At 63.4% G+C, this 19,129-nt stretch carries 21 protein-coding genes; 11 read left to right on the top strand and 10 right to left on the bottom strand.

The window, feature by feature from the left end; all coding sequences use genetic code 11:
- Positions 1-31: 31 nt before the first annotated feature.
- On the bottom strand, positions 32-1,207 hold the full coding sequence (locus ACB033_RS12540) for an MFS transporter (protein WP_139725740.1): 1,176 nt from the start codon (positions 1,205-1,207) through the stop codon (positions 32-34).
- 10 nt (positions 1,208-1,217) lie between these two features.
- Positions 1,218-1,889 (bottom strand): SDR family oxidoreductase, encoded by a 672-nt coding sequence (locus ACB033_RS12535; protein ID WP_017785605.1) that lies wholly within the window; start codon positions 1,887-1,889, stop codon positions 1,218-1,220.
- Positions 1,890-2,013: 124 nt separating this feature from the next.
- Between ACB033_RS12535 and ACB033_RS12530 the strand changes: the two genes are divergently transcribed.
- A complete protein-coding gene (locus ACB033_RS12530; RefSeq protein WP_042008753.1) occupies positions 2,014-2,904 on the top strand; it encodes a LysR family transcriptional regulator in 891 nt (296 codons plus the stop codon).
- Here the strand turns inward: ACB033_RS12530 and ACB033_RS12525 are convergent.
- Both ACB033_RS12525 and ACB033_RS12520 read right to left on the bottom strand, forming a co-directional pair.
- Complete coding sequence (locus ACB033_RS12525; RefSeq protein ID WP_162519911.1) at positions 2,895-3,785, bottom strand: hypothetical protein; 891 nt, start codon at positions 3,783-3,785, stop codon at positions 2,895-2,897. The two genes, ACB033_RS12530 and ACB033_RS12525, sit on opposite strands and share 10 nt — an antisense overlap.
- A gap of 67 nt (positions 3,786-3,852) precedes the next feature.
- Complete coding sequence (locus ACB033_RS12520) at positions 3,853-5,076, bottom strand: Nramp family divalent metal transporter (RefSeq protein ID WP_005308882.1); 1,224 nt, start codon at positions 5,074-5,076, stop codon at positions 3,853-3,855.
- 237 nt (positions 5,077-5,313) lie between these two features.
- Between ACB033_RS12520 and rpsF the strand changes: the two genes are divergently transcribed.
- The 4 genes from rpsF (at position 5,314) to ACB033_RS12500 (ending at position 7,302) form a co-directional block, all read left to right on the top strand.
- The gene (gene rpsF, locus ACB033_RS12515; protein WP_005308887.1) at positions 5,314-5,700 is read left to right on the top strand and encodes a 30S ribosomal protein S6; all 387 of its coding nucleotides are present in this window, start codon (positions 5,314-5,316) and stop codon (positions 5,698-5,700) included.
- A 30-nt stretch (positions 5,701-5,730) separates the two neighbouring features.
- Positions 5,731-5,961, top strand: a complete 231-nt coding sequence (gene rpsR, locus ACB033_RS12510) for a 30S ribosomal protein S18 (RefSeq protein ID WP_005308890.1) — start codon at positions 5,731-5,733, stop codon at positions 5,959-5,961.
- A 52-nt stretch (positions 5,962-6,013) separates the two neighbouring features.
- Positions 6,014-6,460: a 50S ribosomal protein L9 gene (gene rplI, locus ACB033_RS12505; protein ID WP_005308892.1), complete on the top strand. Its 447-nt coding sequence runs from the start codon at positions 6,014-6,016 to the stop codon at positions 6,458-6,460.
- Between the two features lie 101 nt (positions 6,461-6,561).
- Complete coding sequence (locus ACB033_RS12500; RefSeq protein ID WP_139725738.1) at positions 6,562-7,302, top strand: ferredoxin--NADP reductase; 741 nt, start codon at positions 6,562-6,564, stop codon at positions 7,300-7,302.
- A gap of 53 nt (positions 7,303-7,355) precedes the next feature.
- Here ACB033_RS12500 and ACB033_RS12495 read toward each other — a convergent pair whose 3' ends face one another.
- Both ACB033_RS12495 and ACB033_RS12490 read right to left on the bottom strand, forming a co-directional pair.
- The gene (locus tag ACB033_RS12495) at positions 7,356-7,688 is read right to left on the bottom strand and encodes a hypothetical protein (RefSeq protein ID WP_080760737.1); all 333 of its coding nucleotides are present in this window, start codon (positions 7,686-7,688) and stop codon (positions 7,356-7,358) included.
- A 33-nt stretch (positions 7,689-7,721) separates the two neighbouring features.
- Entirely contained in the window at positions 7,722-8,000 is a 279-nt protein-coding gene (locus ACB033_RS12490) for a hypothetical protein (protein ID WP_010635109.1), read from the bottom strand.
- A gap of 274 nt (positions 8,001-8,274) precedes the next feature.
- Here ACB033_RS12490 and ACB033_RS12485 point away from each other — a divergent pair, with 274 nt between their 5' ends.
- A complete protein-coding gene (locus ACB033_RS12485) occupies positions 8,275-9,279 on the top strand; it encodes a Preprotein translocase subunit SecY (protein WP_162519910.1) in 1,005 nt (334 codons plus the stop codon).
- 48 nt (positions 9,280-9,327) lie between these two features.
- On the opposite strand, the gene ACB033_RS12480 is transcribed toward ACB033_RS12485, so the two are convergent.
- Complete coding sequence (locus ACB033_RS12480; RefSeq protein ID WP_005308905.1) at positions 9,328-9,495, bottom strand: hypothetical protein; 168 nt, start codon at positions 9,493-9,495, stop codon at positions 9,328-9,330.
- 56 nt (positions 9,496-9,551) lie between these two features.
- Between ACB033_RS12480 and ACB033_RS12475 the strand changes: the two genes are divergently transcribed.
- Genes ACB033_RS12475 through gshA form a run of 4 tightly spaced genes read left to right on the top strand, consistent with a single transcriptional unit; the run spans position 9,552 to position 15,451 of the window.
- Positions 9,552-10,526: an NADP-dependent oxidoreductase gene (locus ACB033_RS12475; protein ID WP_162519909.1), complete on the top strand. Its 975-nt coding sequence runs from the start codon at positions 9,552-9,554 to the stop codon at positions 10,524-10,526.
- The gene (locus ACB033_RS12470; RefSeq protein ID WP_017785611.1) at positions 10,523-10,960 is read left to right on the top strand and encodes a YqaA family protein; all 438 of its coding nucleotides are present in this window, start codon (positions 10,523-10,525) and stop codon (positions 10,958-10,960) included. The genes ACB033_RS12475 and ACB033_RS12470 overlap by 4 nt, the downstream gene beginning before the upstream one ends.
- A 19-nt stretch (positions 10,961-10,979) precedes the next feature.
- Positions 10,980-13,793: a M16 family metallopeptidase gene (locus ACB033_RS12465; protein WP_371140541.1), complete on the top strand. Its 2,814-nt coding sequence runs from the start codon at positions 10,980-10,982 to the stop codon at positions 13,791-13,793.
- Positions 13,794-13,852: 59 nt separating this feature from the next.
- A complete protein-coding gene (gshA, locus tag ACB033_RS12460) occupies positions 13,853-15,451 on the top strand; it encodes a glutamate--cysteine ligase (protein ID WP_017780236.1) in 1,599 nt (532 codons plus the stop codon).
- A gap of 79 nt (positions 15,452-15,530) precedes the next feature.
- Here gshA and ACB033_RS12455 read toward each other — a convergent pair whose 3' ends face one another.
- A complete protein-coding gene (locus ACB033_RS12455) occupies positions 15,531-17,321 on the bottom strand; it encodes a long-chain fatty acid--CoA ligase (protein WP_371140540.1) in 1,791 nt (596 codons plus the stop codon).
- Positions 17,322-17,507: 186 nt separating this feature from the next.
- On the opposite strand from ACB033_RS12455, the gene ACB033_RS12450 reads away from it, so the two are divergent.
- Entirely contained in the window at positions 17,508-18,053 is a 546-nt protein-coding gene (locus tag ACB033_RS12450; RefSeq protein WP_010635100.1) for a hypothetical protein, read from the top strand.
- 23 nt (positions 18,054-18,076) lie between these two features.
- Here the strand turns inward: ACB033_RS12450 and rimI are convergent, their stop codons facing one another.
- Both rimI and ACB033_RS12440 read right to left on the bottom strand, forming a co-directional pair.
- Positions 18,077-18,526 (bottom strand): ribosomal protein S18-alanine N-acetyltransferase, encoded by a 450-nt coding sequence (gene rimI, locus ACB033_RS12445; RefSeq protein ID WP_005308924.1) that lies wholly within the window; start codon positions 18,524-18,526, stop codon positions 18,077-18,079.
- Positions 18,527-18,580: 54 nt separating this feature from the next.
- Positions 18,581-19,051: a DNA polymerase III subunit psi gene (locus tag ACB033_RS12440; protein WP_010635098.1), complete on the bottom strand. Its 471-nt coding sequence runs from the start codon at positions 19,049-19,051 to the stop codon at positions 18,581-18,583.
- Positions 19,052-19,129: the final 78 nt, after the last annotated feature.

The following is a 19,129-nucleotide window of genomic DNA, read 5'->3' as shown; positions in this document are numbered from 1 at the left end:
CGGCTCGGAATGCGGGTGAAGGGGTCGTCGCCTAGCAGGCCAGGGCCCTTGGCCGCCCTCTTCGCTCCTGGGTCAGGATGAACAGCAGCCCCAGAGCCGGTACCAGCGCCGCGAAGAAGGGGAGGGCCGCCGGTCCCAGCTGACTGTCGACGACGGCGCCACCGATCACTCCGCCCAAGGCGTTGGCGATGTTGAATGCCGAGATGTTGGCGGTGGCCGCCAGCTCCGGGGCCTGCCGGCCATATTTCATCACCCGCATCTGCATGGCGGGCAGATTGGCGAAGGTGGCCACACCAAACAGGAAGGTGGCGATCAGGAAAGGCCATGTGTAGTGCTCCAGCACGCCGACCAGCAGCAGGGCCAGAATGGTCAGCAGTGGCCACACCAGCAGGGAGCGCCGCAGATTGCGGTCGGCGCTGTGCCCGCCGATGTTGTTGCCCAGCACCAGGCCCAGCCCGACGACCACCAGCACGCCTGTGATGGCGGAACGTTCGAAGCCAGCCACCTCTTCTGCCAGCGGCGCTATGTAGCCATAGAGGGTCATGAAGCCGGCCCAGCCCAGTACGGTAAAGAGCAGGCTGGCCAGCAGGTTCCAACTGCGGAAGGCGGCAAGCTGCTGGCTGATGGAGGCGGCGCTCTCCCTGGGTTGGCGCTCGATGACGAGGGCGATGGTCAGCATGGAGAGCAGACCCAGCCCGGCGACCACCAGGAAGGTGGTATGCCAGTCGAAGGCGTTGCCTATCCAGGCCCCCGCTGGTACGCCCAGCACGTTGGCCAGGGTCAGGCCCGCAAACATCTGGCCGACGGCGCGGCCCGCCATCTTGTCGCTCACCATGCGGGTGGCGACCACGGCACCGATGCCATAGAAGGGGCCCTGGGTCAGGCCGGCCAGGATGCGGCTCACGATCAGGGTGACGTAGTCGGTGCTGAAGGCCGCGATCAGGTTGGCGACCACAAACAGCACCATCAGTGCCAGCAGGATGCGACGTTTCTCGAAGCGGGCCAGCCAGAGGGTGAGCAGCGGGCCGCCAAAGACGATGGCCAGGGCATAGGCGGTGATGAGGTTGCCCGCCTGGCCCGTGGTGACCCCCAGCGATTCAGCCACCTGGGGCAGGATGCCGGCGATCAGGAACTCTGCGGTGCCGATGGCAAAGGCACTCAGGGTCAGGATCCAGATCCGGGCCGGGAGCGTGTTGGGCTCTTTCATGCTCATCTCCTCAGTTGATCAGGGCGCCGCCATCGATATCTATGGTGGCGCCGGTCATGAAGGGGTTGTCGATGGCCAGCAGATAGCCGGCGGCAAGATCTTCGGCGCGGCCGTACCGACCGGCCGGCAGGCTGGCGGCCGCCCGGCCCAGCATGGCCTCTCGCGCCTCGGGTGCCATGGCGGCGTAGGCCTCGGTATCGGTCAGCCCCGGACTGACCACGTTGACCCTGATGGGGGCCAGCTCACGGGCTAGCAGCCTGGCGGCGGCTTCGAGCGCGGCATTCATGGTGGTCTTGACCAGGGTACCGGGCACCGTTTTGCGGGCCAGGAACCCTGTGGTGAGGGTGATGGTGCCGCCGGGGGCCATATGCGGGGCAAGGCTGCGAATGACCGCCAGAGTGCCCCAGAACTTGGTGTCGAAGGCCGCCTTGGCGGCGGTGAGATCCAGCTCGAGCAGCGACCCACCAGGCGCCTGGGAACCGGCGGTGATGACCAGGTGATCCAGCTGGCCCAGATCGGTCAAGAGGTTATCGATGGAGGTCTGGTCCGTGATATCCAAGCCGCTCTTGCGGCTGGCGACGATGACCTGACCGGGGCGCTGGCGCAGGGCATCGGCGACGGCGCGGCCGATACCGGTGTGGCCACCGATGACAAGGGACAGGGTGTGTTGATGAAATGCCATGGCAATGTTCCTCTCTGAGACGGCGGGGGATCCGCGCCTGTGTCTGCTGGAGAAGATAGATGTGACGGTGTATTTTGATAATTGCCGCAAAATCTAAAACATAATTCGGATTATCAATACAATCATGCTCGAGAACCTCAATCTGTTCCTGGTCATAGTGGAAAAAGGGGGGCTGGCCGCCGCGGGGCGTGAGCTGGGCTTCTCCCCGGCAACCGTCTCGGAGCGGCTGGCCTCCCTGGAACGCTACTACGGTACGACCCTGCTCAGCAGAACCACTCGCTCCATCAGCCTCACCGAAGAGGGGCGCCTGTTGCTGGAGGAGGGGCGCCATCTGCTGGCCCAGGCCGAGGGGCTCAAGCGCCGTCTGCGCGATGGCGGGGACGAAATGAACGGGTTGCTGCGCATCAGCGCCCCTCATGATCTGGGGATCAGCCGGCTGGTGCCGCTGCTCGATCGCTTCATGGCGCAACACCCGGGGATCACGCTGGATCTCAACCTGACCGACGGCTATCTGGATCTGGTGGGGCAGGGGATCGATCTGGCCCTGCGCTACGGAGAGCTGGCCGACAGCACACTGCGCACCCTCTCGCTGGGGGAGAACCGCCGGATCGTCTGTGCCTCACCCGCCTACCTGGCGCGCAAGGGGGAGCCCCGCCATCCGGAAGAGCTTGCCGATCATGACTGCCTGTTGATGCGTTTCGGAGAACATCCGGAGCGCTGGTGGTCTTTTCAGGTCGAGGGTGTGGTGAAGCGGGTGATGGTGCAGGGGCGGCGCATCAGTAACAACGGTTATCTGGTGCGCCAGTGGTGCCTGCAGGGGGAGGGGATCTGCCTCAAGTCCCGCTGGGATGTGGGGGAGGATCTGAGCCGTGGCCGCCTGGTGGAGATCCTGCCCGAGTTCGCCGCCCCGGCGTCACGGCTGCAGATCGTCTACCCCTCCGGGCGGCATCAGCCGCGCCGGGTGCGCGCCCTGATCGACGCGCTGGTCGCCGAGTTCGGACGCCCTCAGGGGTAGACCCGGGTCATCATGACAAACCCTTCTGCATCGGCGGTGAGGCTGGTCTCGATCCGTCCCAGCTCGGCCAGCGTGGCCACATGGGTGCCACCGCAGGGAATGGTGACCTCCCGCCCTTCCAGCGGGCAGTGCCAGTAACGGGAGTCGATGATCGACTCGCCGGCCCAGCTGCGGCGGATCTCGCCTCCGGTTGCCAGCCAGTCGGCCAGCTGGCGATTGATATGCGCTTCAATCTGCGCCAGATCCGCCAGCAGGGCCTCACTGTTGACCCCTTTCTTGCGCAGGCTCTTGCCGATCCGGTACTGCTCGCGCGAGCCATTGGGCTCGACCCGCGAGGTCTGGATGGCGAGGCGGTCGAAGTCCGGCTGATCCAGCGCATCCCGCTCGCTGACCTCCTTGCGCCAGTAGGGGATGAGAGCCCGGTTGAGTGCCAGTGCCGCCAGATGGCAACCGCTGTGGCCCAGGCTCAGGGCGTGGCGGGCCTCGGCATCCACTTGCAGCGTCACCTGACTGCCCACCGGTAGCGCACAGTGGCCGGCCAGCGGGTGCACCACCACGAAACACCACCCTTCCGCGCCCCGCTTGACCGGGATCGTCTGGTCGACGAACAGCTCCCCATCCGGACTGATGGCCCCCATGCGGCAGGGGCCGACGGCCGCTTCGCCACCCTCCCAACGCACTGTGCCCACGTCACCCGGCTGATCGGGCCAGAGGTGGCTCTGGGGATGAAAGGGGGTGAGGTCGGTGACCAGCAGGCTGGTGTCGCCGCTCTGGCAGCTGATGACGCTGGCCTGCTCCTGATGGTGGCCCAGCACGAAGCTGGCTCGGGTATGTGACATGGATGGCTCCCGCAGATCGAAGAGGAAGAGAGCCGCCAGCATACGTCAAAGCGCAGACCGGCTCATTAACCTCGGTTAATGAGCCGGTCCGGAGGCAGGATGATGAGTGCTAGATCATGGCGACCAGCAGGTAGGCGTTGAGCCCGATCACCAGGGCGACGATGAGGCGGCCGAGCGCCTGGGTCACCGGGTGGTTGCGATACTCCCCCATCAGGGCGCGATCGCCGGTCAATATCAGCAGCGGGATCAGGGCCAGCGCGATGCCGAAGCTCAGCACCACCTGGCTCAGCACCAGAATTTCGGTGGTGTTGAGGCCCATGGCGATCACCACGAAGGCGGGGGCCATGGTGATGGCGCGGCGCAGCCAGAGCGGGATGGTGAAGCGCACGAAGCCCTGCATCACCACTTGGCCGGCCAGCGTGCCCACCACGGTGGAGCTGATACCGGAGGCGACCAGCGAGAGGCCGAACAGGGTGGCGGCCGCCTGGCCCAGCAGCGGGGTCAGGGTCTGGTAGGCGGACTCCAGCTCGGCCACCTGCTGGTTGCCGGAGCTATGGAAGGCGGCCGCGGCCATGGCCATCATGGCCAGGTTGACGAAGCCGGCGATGGTCATGGCGATGGCCACGTCGACCCGGGTGGTGTGCAGCCGCTGGGGAACCGAGCCCTGATCCTGGGTGTGCTGGGTCAGCGCCGAGTGCAGATAGATGACGTGGGGCATCACGGTGGCGCCGAGCACCCCGGCCGCCAGATAGACGGCGTCGCTGTTGGGCAGGCCGGGGAAGAGGGCCCCTTCCAGCAGGCTGGGCAGATGGGGGCGGGAGAACACCAGCTCGACGATGTAGGCCGCCGCCACGAACAGCAGCAGGCCGCCCACCACGAACTCCAGCGGTTTCTGGCCGCGGGACTGCAGCATCAGAATGCCCCAGGTGACCACGGCGGTGATGCCGGCCCCTTCCAGCAGGGTGACGCCGAGCAGCAGCTTGAAGCCGACCGCGGCCCCGATGAATTCGGCCAGATCGGTGGCCATGGCGATGATCTCCGCCTGCACCCAGTAGGCCCAGACCGCCGGCTTGGGCAGACGATCGCGAATGTGTTCCGCCAGGTTCTTGCCGGTGACGATGCCGAGCTTGGCCGAGAGAGTCTGCACCAGCATGGCCATCAGGTTGGCCCACACCACGACCCATAGCAGCTGGTAGCCGAAGGTGGAACCGGCCTGAATGTTGGTGGCGAAGTTGCCCGGATCTATGTAGCCGATGGCGGCGATAAAGGCCGGCCCGAGCAGGGTCAGCTTGAATTTGCGGGCCGGGATGGCCGTGGTCAGCGCGGGTTGCATGGTATCAGCCTCCATAAGTGCATGGAGATAGAATAGATCTAAATGATAATTATTATCAATTGAAGTTTTGTATTGTTCCCATAGATAAAAACATCGGCGGTGGCTGGTTGCAGTGAGGGATGGGATTTCGTACAATACGCCGCCCTAGAAAAGCAGCGTCTAAACACCATTATGTTCCTTGCCTCCGAGGTCTGGCTGCACCTGGGCGGAGGCTGAATTAATCCGTAAGGAGCTAAAATGCGTCATTACGAAATCGTCTTCATGGTTCATCCGGACCAGAGCGAGCAAGTACCTGGCATGATCGAGCGTTACACCGGCGCCATCACCACCTCCGGTGGTACCATTCATCGCCTGGAAGATTGGGGCCGTCGTCAGCTGGCTTACCCGATCGACAAACTGCACAAAGCCCACTACGTTCTGATGAACGTAGAAGCAGAGCAAGCCGTTATCGATGAGCTGGAAACCAACTTCCGCTTCAACGATGCCGTTATCCGCAACATGATCATGCGCACCAAGCACGCCGTGACTGAAGTTTCTCCGATGGCCAAGGCCAAGGAAGAGCGCTTCACCCGTCGTGACGACGAGCGCCGCGAAGAAGCTACCGAAGCTGCTTCCGAAGAGTAATTCTGGATCACTGACTAGAGGATAAAGGCCATGGCACGTTATTTCCGTCGTCGTAAGTTCTGCCGCTTCACCGCCGAGAACGTTACCGAGATCGACTACAAAGATATCGTTACTCTGAAAAACTACATCACTGAATCTGGCAAGATCGTACCGAGCCGTATCACCGGTACCCGCGCCAAGTATCAGCGTCAGCTGGCACGCGCCATCAAGCGTGCTCGTTACCTGGCTCTGCTGCCGTACACCGATCTGCACAACAAGTAAGAATCGGTCCGGCACTTAAGCCTAACTCAACGAAATTTATAGAGGAAAGGTAATGCAAGTTATCCTGCTCGACAAAATCGCCAAACTGGGCGGTTTGGGTGACCAAGTTTCCGTGAAAGCTGGTTACGCCCGTAACTTCCTGATCCCGCAAGGCAAAGCTGTTATGGCCACCAAGGCCAACATCGAAGCTTTCGGTGCTCGTCGCGCTGAGCTGGAAGCCAAACTGGCTGCCAACAAAGCTGCTGCTGAAGAGCGTGCTGCCAAGCTGGCCGAACTGGCTACCGTGGTTATCGCTTCCAAGTCTGGCGACGAAGGCAAGCTGTTCGGTTCCATCGGTACCCGTGACGTGGCTGAAGCCATCACTGCTGCCGGCGTAGCCGTTGCCAAGAGCGAAGTCCGCATGGGCAACGTTCTGCGTAACACCGGTGACTACGAAGTTGCTGTTCAGCTGCACGCTGACGTTAAAGCAACCGTACAGATCCAGGTTGTTGCCCTGTAATAGCGATTCGCTTTTGCAGAAAAAACCCGCGCACTTGCGCGGGTTTTTTATTTTCAGGCCCGGGGGTAGAGTAAAGACCTGTTCCTCTGGAGGAGATCCCTATGGCCTGGGTCGAAGGTCGCGTCCTTGAACGTATCGAGTGGACGCCCACCCTGTTCTCCCTGCGTGTGGTGGCCGAGCTGGCCCCCTACAAGGCGGGGCAATTCACCAAACTGGCCCTCGAGCAGGGCGATCGCCGCGTCCAGCGGGCCTACTCCTTCGTCAATCCGCCTTCGACTCCCTATCACGAGTTCTATTTCGTCGAGATCCCCGATGGGGAGCTGACTCCGACCCTGGGTTCCCTGCGGGCGGGCGACAGCCTGCTCGTGCAATCCCTGGCGACCGGTTTTCTGACCCTGGACGAGGTGCCGGCCGGGCGCGATCTCTGGTTGCTCTCCACCGGGACCGCCATCGGCCCCTTCCTCTCCATGCTGGCGGACGGGGAAGCCTTTGCCCGTTTCGAGAATCTGGTGCTGGTACACGGGGTCCGCAAGGGGGAGGAGCTGAGCTATCGGGATCTGATAGCGAGCTTTGCCGAGCGTCATGGCGAGCGTTTTCGCTACGTCCCCTTCGTCAGCCGTGAAAGCTGGCCCGAGGCGATGGAGGGGCGGATCCCGGCGGCCATCGCCGATGGTCGCCTGCAGGCGCGAGTGGGGCTGGAATTTGCTCCCGCGCTGAGCCAGGTGCTGATCTGCGGTAACCCGGCCATGGTGAAGGAGACCCAGCAGACCCTGTTGTCATTGGGGTTGGCCAAGAACCTGCGGCGGGCCCCCGGCAACATCAGTGCGGAGAATTACTGGTAGGAAAAGCGAACAAGGGGCCATGGGCCCCTTGTTCATGCACGCCGGCAGTCAGATCAGTGCTTCTTGTTGCCGTGGCCCTTGTCCTTCTCTTTGAACTTGTCATGTCCCTGCCCCGGGTTGTTGCCGCTATGGATGCTGCGGTTGTAGTGATCCCGGTACTTGCCGTCGATCTTGTCGCAGTTGAGCTTGATGCGGCTGTCACCGATGCCGAGATCCAGGCAGTTGTTTTGCCACCAGTCGTACTCCTTGTCATCCCAGTCGACGTTCAGCTTGATGTTGTCGGTGGAAAGCCGGATGCCATCGCCATCCTTGGAGTGGGGCGGGGCGGCAAAGGCAACCCCGTTGGCCAGCAACAGGGAGAGCAGCAGGGCGCCTTTGTTGAACATGGTTGAATGAGTCATGACGAAAGTTCTCCTTGGTTACTGGCCGGTGCCCTGGGTGGCGGGCATCTGGTTGCTGCCGGGGGGATCATTGCGGTGCTCTTCATCGTCGAAGCTGACCCTGCTTTCCCGACATGGCGTCTGGGTGCCATCGTTCATTCCCGGCTCGAAGCAGTTGGTCGATGACCAGCCAAATTGCTTGTCATCCCAGTCCAGGTTGAAGGTTAGTGCATCGACGGAAAATGCCGTACCACCTTCCTCCTCATACTGCGGTGCTGCCAGCGCGGCGCCGGCAACCAGAAGCAGGGGCAGTAACAAGCTAGTCGTTCGGTTCATTGTGGCCTCGGTGGTTGGTTGTTGCGGGTCAGTGTATGCCAGTCTTGCTGAATCCGAGCAGAATCAGGCTCAATCTCCCATGCTACGAGAGTCGGCAGTGAGTGTATCGACTTTTTGCGGTCGATTTGTCCGTTTTGGTCGCACTCTGGGCAACTGACCAAGGATCTGGTGCAATTATGGTGATTGTCCTTCTCTCGAGGAGTCTGCTGACTATAATCGGCAGCCAACTTTTCCTGCATATCGCGCCCGCTTTCTCATGACCACACAGGCTTCTGCCGTGCTGCGCTACCCCAAGGGGTGGTTCGCACTGACCACGGTGTACAGTTTTACCGGCTTGGCCATTCTGGCCTCCATCGTCTTCTCCCTGCTGCTGTTTCTCTCCATCGACGAGAATCCCCTGATGAAGTGGCTGTTCGGTGGCCTGGCCATCATCTTCGAACTGGGCAAGTTCTACGTCTGGTATGAATACGGGGAGTGCAAGGCGCGTCGCGATCTGAGCGGGGCCTTCTGGTCGCTGCTGTTCTACAGCGTGCTGGCCGCCATCTCCATCGGCGGCAGCATAGGCGGCATCAACAGCGCTACCAACACCATCCTCAACCAGCAGGCGCGCCATGAGCGGGAGATCGCCCGCTTCGACGAGCAGATCGCCAGCATAGAGCGGCAGATCCAGCTCAATGAGGAGGCGGCCCGCAAGTACATCGAGATGGCGCGCATCTCCAGCGGCGTCAGCGGCCTGCAGCAGGCCAACACCAAGCTCAGGCTGCGCCAGGACGAGCTGCGCCAGGAGCGCGACGCCAAGCCCGTCAACGAGCAATCCTCCATGCTGGGGCTGATGAGCAGCCTGGCGGACGGGGTGGGCATGAGCATCAGCCAGGTGCAGTTTCTGCTGGTCTGCTTCCTCTCGGTGCTGCTCGACGTGTTCGGCGCCTTCTTCGTCAGTCTGATCGGCGAGGAGAACCGCTTTCGCCGCAGCTGGCTGTGGCAGCGGGATCGCGAGCGGGAACAGATCGTGCTGCAGCAGGCGGAGGCCGCTGCCATGGCACAGCAGCTGCCCAGCCGGCCGGAGCCCGAGCCAGAGGTGGTGGAACAGGTGCGCAGCGCGCTGGAGAGCGGCGAGCTCAAGTGCAGCAAGCGCAGTGTCGCCCAGGCGCTGTCGCTGTCGCTGGAGGAGGTGGATCGGGTGTTCCAGCATCTGCTGGCCCAGGGCGTGCTGGGGCAGGGCAGCAACCGCCACTACCATCTCAGCTCGCAAGGAAGTTGAGCATCAGGCCACCTCGGGGTGGCCTTTTTATTGCGCGCGGGGGCTGTGCTAGTGGGTCAGCACCATCATCAGGCTGAGGAAGGCGGCCAGCCCGCCGCCGATGCCGATGATCCAGTAAAACCCCTTGGCCCCCTGCTTGAGCGGGATGCGGAAGTAGAGCAGAAACGCCCACCACCCCAGGGCCAGCAATAGAGGAATAAGAAACATTCGAGCCATGGTGTCCTCGCTGTTATTCTGTTGACCCTTGATCAATCAACAGGATGGATTGTGCAATGACGCAGCTACAGATTACCGCATTCGGCGCCCCCTCGGTACTCAGGCTCAACCCTTCCCAGGACAAGGTGCCTGCCGAGGGCGAAGTGCGGGTGCGCATCTGCTTTGCGGGGGTCAACCCCATCGATGCCAAGACCCGGGCCGGCCTCGGCTGGGCGGCGGCGCAAAACAAGGAGAAACTGCCCTGGACGCCGGGCTATGACGTGGCCGGCGTGGTGGAGAAGGTCGGCCCTGGTGTCGGCTCGCTGGCCGAGGGGGACAGGGTGTGCGGCATGGTCGGCTTTCCCCTCACCGCCGGCGGCTACGGCGAGTCCGTGGTGGCGCGCGAGGAGGAGCTGGTCAAGCTGGAGGAGCTGGCTCTGAGGCAGGGGGCGGCGCTGCCGCTGGCCGGCCTCACCGCCTGGCAGGGGTTATTCGAGCACGGCGCCCTCAAGGCGGGGCAACGGGTGCTGATCCTGGCCGGCGCCGGCGGCGTCGGCCATCTGGCGGTGCAGTTTGCCAGCGCCTATGGCGCCGAGGTGGTGGCGACGGCGAGCGGTGACAACCACAGCTTCCTGCACGCGCTGGGGGCCAGCAAGATGGTGGATTACCACCATGCAGACTGGGCCGCCCAGGTGGTGGCCGACGGTTTGGTCGATCTGGTGCTGGATCTGGTGGGTGGCGAGAGCGGCCAGGCGGCGCTGGCCTGCGTCAAGCCGGGTGGCCGGCTGGTGACGGTACCCACCATCACCGCGCAGCAGATCAAGGATGCCGCGGCCGGCAGCGCCATCGAAGTGCTCGGCATGCTGGTACATCCTGACCGCCAGCAGTTGAGCCAGATGCTGATCCTGCTGCGTCAGGGGGAGGTACAGATCACCGTCTCCGGCGAATTCCCGTTGGCGGAAGGGGCCCTGGCCCATCAGGCCATCGAGCAGGGCCACGTGCGCGGCAAGCTGCTGCTGCGGATGCCCGCCGCGGATGAGCTGGCCGGATGAATGGCATCACCGAGCTGGGGCTTGGCTGGCTGTTTCTGAGCGCTTTCACCTCCGCCACCCTGCTGCCCGGCAGTTCGGAAGTGCTGCTGGGGGCCATGGCGACCAAGGGGGAGTGGAGCATGGCCAGCCTGCTGCTGTGGGCGACGCTGGGCAACACCCTCGGCTCCATGACCACCTGGTGGCTCGGCTGGCTCGCCACCTTCAAGAAAAAACCGGAAGATTTTCAAGGCCGTGGGGAACAAAAAGCCCTCGGCTGGCTCAAACAACATGGCCACTGGTGTCTGCTGCTGGCCTGGACGCCTGTGGTCGGCGATGGTCTCTGTCTGCTGGCCGGCTGGCTGCGCCTCTCCTTCTGGCGCTCTCTCATTCTCATCGGGCTCGGCAAATTATTGCGTTATGCCCTGGTCTTTCTGCTGGCCAGGCAGATCTTCTAGCTTCACTCACGAGGTAACCGTGAACAAACTCATTCCATTAAGCATGCTTCTGGGCCTCTCTCTGCCCGTGCTGGCGGCACCCACCCTGGTGTCGGAACAGGTCAAGGAAGAGGGCAAACTCGGCATTCCCTATCAGATGTACAAGCTGGACAACGGCCTGACCGTCATTCTGGCGCCCGACCGATCCGATCCCCTGGTGCACCTGGACGTCACCTATCACGTGGGCTCGGCCCGCGAGCAGGTGGGCAAGTCCGGATTCGCCCACTTCTTCGAGCACATGATGTTCCAGGGCTCCAAGCACGTGGGGGATCAGGAGCACATGCGGATCATCAACGAGGCCGGTGGTGACATGAACGGCACCACCAACAAGGACCGCACCAACTACTACGAGACCGTGCCGGCCAACCAGCTGGAGAAGGTGCTCTGGCTCGAGGCTGATCGCATGGGCTTCTTGCTTGATGCGGTGAGCCAGAAGAAGTTCGAGATCCAGCGCGCCACCGTCAAGAACGAACGGGCCCAGCGCATCGACAACCAGCCTTACGGCCTGGTGAGCGAGAAGGTGGGGGAGGCGCTCTATCCACGCACCCACCCCTACTCCTGGCAGCCCATCGGCTATGTGGAAGATCTCGACCGGGTCGACGTCAACGACCTCAAGCAGTTCTTCCTGCGCTGGTACGGCCCCAACAACGCCACCCTGACCCTGGGCGGCGACTTCGACACCAAGCAGGCGCTGGCATGGATTGAGAAGTACTTCGGCCCGATCCCGCGTGGACCCGAGGTGGCTGAGCCGACCCCCGAGCCGGTGACCCTGCCCGAGACCCGTTACGTGACGCTCGAGGACAAGGTGCACCTGCCGCTGCTCTACATCAGCTACCCGACCGTGTCCCTTGGCGATCCGCAGGAGCCGGCGCTCGACATGTTTGCCGACGTGCTGGGCGGCTCCGCCAGCTCTATGCTCTACCAGTCGCTGGTCAAGAGCGGCAAGGCGATCGATGTGGGGGCCTCCCACTACTGCGAGGAGCTGGCCTGTACCCTCACCGTCTACGCCTATCCCAACCCGGCGGTGGATGGCAGCCTGAAGACCCTCAAGAGCGAGGTGGACAAGGTGATCGGCGAGTTCGCCGGTCGCGGCCTCAAGCCGGAGGATCTGGAGAAGGCGATCAACAGCTATCGTGCCTCGGCCATCTGGGGTCTGGACAGCGTCTCCGGCAAGGTGAGCCAGCTCGCCATGGGCCAGGTGTTCGCCCAGGATCCCAACTATGTGTTCAAGAGCCTGGACGCCATCGGCAAGGTGACGCCGGAGCAGGTCAAGGCTGCCTACGACAAGTTCATCCTGAACAAGCCGGCGGTGGTGCTGAGCGTGGTGCCCAAAGGCAAGAACGACTGGCAGGCCGCCAAGCCCAACTTCACCCCGGCCAAGCGCGAGCTGCCGGATTACGCCAAGCATGACAAGGTGCTGGCCGAACGGCCGGTGAAAGACGACTTCGATCGCAGCGTGCAGCCCAAGGCGGCCGATGCGGTGAGCGTCAAGGTGCCCGCCATCTGGTACGGCAAGCTCGACAAGGGGATCGAGATCATCGGCACCCAGAGCGATGAAATCCCGGCGGTTTCCATCATGGTCGCCCTGCCGGGCGGCATGCGGGCCGAAGGCAAGGGCGAGCTGGGGCTGGCCAGCCTCACCGCCAGCATGATGGGGCAGGGCTCGGTGCGTCTGACCGAGGCCCAGCTCAGCGACGAGCTGCAAAAGCTCGGCTCCAGCGTCAGCGTCTCCAGCGCCCAGTACAACAACCTGGTCACCATCAGCAGCCTGGCCGACAAGCTGCCGCAGACCCTGGCGCTGGTGCGCGAGGTGTATGAGCGGCCCGGCATGCGCGAGGCCGACTTCGAGCGGGTCAAGGCGCAGATGTTGCAAGGGATGAAACAGAGCGAGCAGCAGCCGGAGTGGCTGGCCGGCCAGGCCTTCCGCGAGCTGATCTACGGCAAGCAGAACCGCCTCGGTCAGCCGGGTGACGGCGTGCTGGCCGACGTGGAGAAGCTGACCCTGGCGGACGTGAAGCGCTTCTACCAGAACTACTACAACCCGACCAACGCCAAGGTGGTGGTAGTGGGTGACGTGACCCAGTCCCAGGTGGAGGAGCAACTCGGCTTCCTGACCCAGTGGAAGGGGGCTGCACCCTCTCTTGGCAGTCTCAAGCCCGAAGGCGAGCAGGCCAAGCCGGGCATCTATCTGGTGGACAAGCCGGGTGCGCCCCAGTCGGTGATCCGCATCGGCCGCCGCGCCATGCCGTTCGATACCACGGGTGACTACTTCACCGCCGGGCTGATGAACTTCAACCTGGGCGGCAACTTCAACAGCCGCATCAACCTCAACCTGCGGGAAGACAAGGGCTATACCTATGGGGCCAGCTCGGGCTTCTCCGCCAACCGGGAGGTGGGTACCTTCGCCACCGGCGCCAACGTGCGGGCCGATGCGACCGTGGATGCCATCCGCCAGTTCCTCAAGGAGATGGACAACTACCGCAAGAGTGGCCCGACTCCGGTCGAGCTCGCCTATATGCGCAGCGCCGTCTCCCAGCAGGATGCGCTCTCTTACGAGACGCTCGGCCAGAAGGCGGGCTTCCTGCTGCAGATGATCATGTATGACCTGAAACCGGACTATGTGCAGGCCCAGAACAACCTGATCAAGACGGTATCGGCCGAGACGCTCAAGGCCAGTGCGGCACGCTGGCTTGACCCGGCCGAGATGGTGATTGTGGTGGTGGGGGACAAGCAAAAGCTTGAAAAACCCCTGCAGGAGCTTCATCTTCCCATCTATCCGCTGCAGCTGCCCTGAGGGCGCTACATAAAAATAGTGCCGCCCCCCTGTGGGGCGGCCACACATGAGCCGTGAATATGACTACGACAAGCTTGTCACTCACCGAGTTGTTGACCGCCCTGGGTTCGCCGGAACGGCTGACCGCCCTCAAGGGGATCCGGCGCGGGATCGAACGTGAATGTCTGCGCATCACCCCACAGGGGACCCTGGCCCAGACCGATCACCCCAGAAGTCTGGGCTCGGCACTGACCCATGCCAACATCACCACCGACTACTCGGAGAGCCTGCTGGAGTTCATCACGCCGGCCACCGACTCCATCGACAGCCTGCTGGAACAGCTTGGCGACATCCACCGTCACACCATTCATCACCTGGGTGATGAGCGGATCTGGCCACTCTCCATGCCTTGCTTCGTCGGCGACGAGGAGAACATCCGGCTGGCCCAGTACGGCAGCTCCAACATCGGCCGGATGAAGACCCTCTACCGGCAGGGGCTGAAGAACCGCTACGGCAGCCTGATGCAGGTGATCGCCGGGGTGCACTTCAACTTCTCCATGCCGGACAGCTTCTGGTGCGAGTGGCAGGAGCTGGTGTGCGAGGGGTGCTGCAGCCAGCGCTTCATCTCCGACAAGTACATGGGGCTTATTCGCAACGTCTACCGCTTTGGCTGGCTGGTGCCTTACCTGTTCGGTGCCTCGCCGGCCATCTGCGAATCCTTCCTCAAGGGGCGCAAGAGCAACCTGCCGTTCCAGAAGACCGGCAAGGGCACCCTCTACCTGCCCTACGCCACCGCCCTGCGGCTGTCGGATCTGGGTTACACCAACAGCGCCCAGGCTGGGCTCAAGATCAGCCACGACAACCTGCCGGCCTATGTCAGCAGCCTGCGCCGCGCCATCAACACCCATGATCCCGACTTCGCCAGGATCGGCGTCAAGGTGAACGGCGAGTACCGCCAGCTCAACGACAACGTACTGCAGCTGGAGAACGAGCTGTACGCCCCGATCCGCCCCAAGCGCACCCCGCGCAGCGGCGAGAAGCCGTCCGACGCGCTGGAGCAGCGTGGCATCGAATACATCGAGCTGCGTACCGTGGACGTCAACCCCTTCACCCCGTACGGCATCGAGGTGGATCAGATCCGCTTCTTCGACCTGTTCCTGGTCTGGTGCCTGCTGCGCCCGTCCCCTGTGCTGGGTGACGAGGAGATCGCCCGCAATCGCCGCAACCAGACCAAGGTGGTGCTGGAGGGGCGCCGTCCCGGACTCGAGCTGGAGGACGAACAGGGCAACCCCATCGGCCTCAAGGAGTTCGGCCTCAAGCTGTTCGACGAGCTGGCCGAGGTCGCCGCGCTGCTGGATCGCTGCTGCGGCCGCAACCGCTATCGCGAGACGCTGGCGATGCACCGCGAGAAGCTGCTCAACCCCGAGCTCACCTACTCCGCCCGCCTGCTCAAGCAGCTGCTGGAGAGCGGCAAGGACAACGGCGCCTTCGCCGACGAGCTGGCGAGCCGCTACCGGGAAGAGATGCTGGCCGGCGAGCTGCAGTACTGGGACGAAGCCTATTTTGCCGGCGAGGCACGGGAGTCCCTGGCCAAGCAGCGGGAGCGGGAGCGCAGCGACAGCCTGTCGTTCGACGACTTCCTGGCTGACTACTTCGGGACCAGCAAGACCCCGGCCTGATGACAGGCAACAAAAAAAGCCGCTCTTGAAGCGGCTTTTTTATTTCCGGAAATCCGAGCGGTCTCAGACGTTGTTGTACTCAGACATGGTTATACATGGCCTCGATCTCGCTCTGGTACTTGGACTCGATGATCTTGCGGCGCAGTTTCATGGTGGGGGTCAGCTCACCCAGCTCCATGGAGAAGGCGCTCGGCAGCAGGGTGAACTTCTTCACCTGCTCGAACTTGGCCAGCTCTTTTTGCAGATCCTGGATGCGCGCCTCGAAGAACTCCACCACCTTGGAGTGGCGCAGCAGCTCGGTCTTGCACTGGTACTGCAGGTTGATGGAGCGGGCGTACTCCTCCAGCGACTCGAAGCAGGGCACGATCAGCGCGGAGACGAAGTGGCGGGCATCGGCGACGATGGCGATCTGTTCGATGAAGCGATCCTTGCCGAGGGTCCCCTCCACCAGTTGCGGTGCCACGTACTTGCCGTTGGAGGTCTTCATCAGCTCCTTGAGGCGCTCGGTGAAGTAGATGTTGCCTTCGCCGTCGAGTTCGCCGGCATCGCCGGTGCGCAGGAAACCATCCTCGGTCATCACCTCGGCAGTGGCCTCGGGCTTGTTGTAGTAGCCGCGCATCACGGTGGGGGAGCGCACAAGCAGCTCGTTGTTCTCACCCAGTTTCACCTCGATGCCGCTGAGCGCCGTGCCGATGGAGCCCAGCTTGAACTGGCTGTCTTCGTAGCAGCAGACGGTGGCGGTGGTCTCGGTCATGCCGTAACCGTACTTGAGGTTGAGCCCCATGGCCTGGAAGAAGATGTTCACCTCGTCGGCGAGGCGGGCGCCGGCCACCGGCAGGAAGCGGGTACGGCCGCCGAAACGGGCGCGCAGCTTGCGAAACACCAGCCGCTCGGCGAGCCAGAGCTGGCCGTAGAGCAGGGGGGAAGCGGCTTTACCCGCCTGACGGGTGGCGACCATCTGCTTGCCGACCCGGGTGGCCCAGCCGAACAGGGCCTGGCGCAGGCGTGGGGCCTGAGCGACGCGAGCCTGGATCATGGCGTAGGCCTTCTCGTAGAGGCGCGGCACGGCGCACATCACGGTCGGCTGCACTTCGCCGATGACATCCATTACCTTCTGCGGATCGCGGATGTAGACGTTCTCGGCGCCGCAATAGAGCACGTAGTAGGTCCAGGCGCGCTCGAACACGTGGCTGAGCGGCAGCATGCAGAGCGACACGTCCTGCTCGTTCAGATCGAGGCGGCTGTTGTGCATCTCGAAGCAGGCGGCGATGTTGGCGAAATCGAGCATGACCCCCTTGGGCTCACCCGTGGTGCCCGAGGTGTAGATCAGGGTCAGCAGGTCGTCCATCCGGTACTGGCTCTCGCGTTCGCGCAGTGCCTGTTCGCTGGGCTGGTGATTGCCGGAGACCAGAAACGTCTGGAAGTGGCTCGCCTGTTGGCAGCCGCGCAGGTTGACGCTGCCGTCGAGGGCGATGAGCTGCTGGATCTCGCCGCTTTCAATGAGTTGCAGCGCCTGGTCGAACTGGGGCTGTTCGCCGACGAACAGCACCTTGATGCCGGCATCTTTGACGATGTAGCGTAGCTGATCGAGCGTGCTGGTGGGGTAGATGGGGACGCTGACGCCGCGGGCGGCCAGGATGCCGAGATCGGCCTGGGTCCACTCCGGCATGTTGCGGGCATAGATGCCGACCATCTCGGTAGGCTGGTGGCCGGCGCGGATCAGCGCCTGGGCGCAGTAGTCCATGGCCTGCCCCAGGGTACGCCAGCCGATGGCACGCCACTGGCCATCCTGTTGTACGCGCAGGGCGGCCTTGTTGCCAAGCCGGGCGATACGTTCCCGCATCAGTCGAACCAGGTGGTGTTTCGGCATCAGTCAGACATCCTCAAGTAACAGTTGTACGCCCTAAGGGGCACTGAAAAATCGCGCTGGAGTTTAAACTCTAAGATTACAGCTTACAAGTGTTCGCCATTTGTCTTGGATCACAAAGTCGTCAATTAGGGGGCGCTTGAGGCATGATGGTGGCTGACGTGTGGAGCCATTCAGGGAGGGAGCATAATGAGTGTCGGTATCAAGGGGGTGGTGACCGGGGTATTGCTGTTGCTGGCGGGGGCCGGTGGGCTCTGGTTTACGCTGGGAGGCACGGGTGGCGAGGAGGACAACCCCTGGCTGAGCGGCGCCGAAGGCTACGCCCAGGCGCAGCAGCTGGCCCTGCAGAAGGGCTATCCGCTGCTCTACGTGATCGAGCGCGCCAAATGCCGGCGCTGCAAGCTGCTGGATACCACCCTGTGGCAGACAGAGGAGATGGCGCCTGTGCTGGCCCGGCTGGTCAAGGTGCGTCTCAACCCGAATGCCGGGGATGGCAGCGAGCAGATACTGCGCCGCTTCCCGCAGGTGGCGACGCCGCCCGGCATCTATGTGCAGCAGCCGGGTGAGCCGCTCAAGCCCATCAAGATAGTGGTGGATATCCAGCAGATCTGGATGCCCGGGGTGACCTGGCAGCGCGGCTTCTTCATGCCGCTCTCCGCCGCCGGCTTCGAGGCTGTGCTGCACACCACCCAAAGCCTGCAGGATCCGGCCCTCGACAACGCGCCGCTGCTCTAGTGCTGCAGATGTAGCGCGGCGGCTTAGCCGAAGTCGAACAGGCGGGACATCAGCACGGCATCTTCCCGATCCTGACCGGTGCCGTAGTAGTCGGCGCGCCGGCAGTACTCGGCAAACCCCTCGCTCTCGTAGAGGCTGATGGCGGTGCTGTTGCCGGCCCGCACCTCGAGGAACCAGGCCTCGGCCTTGTTGGCCTTGCTGCGGCTCAGGTACTCCCTGAGCAGCGCCCGCCCCAGCCCCTTGCCCTGAAAGTCAGGGTGCACGCAGATGTTCATCAGCGAGCTGTCGCCTGCCACGAGATCCGAGATGTAGAAGCCGGCCGGCTGGCCGTCGACCAGCAGCAGGCCGTTGAGATAGCGTGGCCCGAAGCAGGAGAGCAGATTGGCCTGACTCCAGGGCTCCTTGTGGGCAGCCTGTTCTATGGGGTAGACGAGCTCGAAGTCGGTCTCGAGCAGGGGACGAAATTGCACCATGGTGGCTCCGGGTCGGGGCGGCTGAACGAAGAGAGATGCGGGGCGCACGGCTGGTCAGCCGAGGCGCCCCTTGAGCTGCTGCCACAGCGCCCGTTTCTGGGCCGGGCTGGGGGTGAGCGGGCAGATCAGAGCCTCTGGCCAGGCGGGATCGGCCGCCTCCAGCCAGAGCAGGGGCGGGGTGTGGCCGGCGGGCAGGCTGCTCAGCAGGCTGATCTCGTCGCTGTCGATGCCGAGCAGCTGGCAGAGATCCGCCAGCAGACCGGGGGCGGGCAGCCGGCTCGCCAGGATCCAGAGCTTGCCGCTCGGCGGCTCGCTCGGCACGGGGGCCGCCTCCTGCAGATTTGCCTGGGTCTCATTGGCCGGCGCGGGCGCAGCCTGATGGCCCGCCAGCAGGGCCGGCCGGCGCAGTTGCCAGCTAGGGATGCCCATCCGGGCCAGTAGGTGTTGCCGCAGGCGACCGGATGCCTGGTCTGGTTGCTCGGGGACGGGTTCCCGCGCTGTGGTCAGCTGCACTGGATCTTGCATAGGCGATGACTCAGTCTTGATCTGCATTGATGAAAAAAGCTCTGCGCAGGGTACACTCGAACGCGTTTTGCTGCATCT

Origin of the sequence: Aeromonas sp. S15(2024) (assembly GCF_041402265.1) — a bacterium.
Classification (GTDB): domain Bacteria; phylum Pseudomonadota; class Gammaproteobacteria; order Enterobacterales; family Aeromonadaceae; genus Aeromonas; species Aeromonas dhakensis.
Note: the sequence above shows the minus strand (reverse complement) of the source record. Positions and strands in the feature narration are given on the sequence as shown.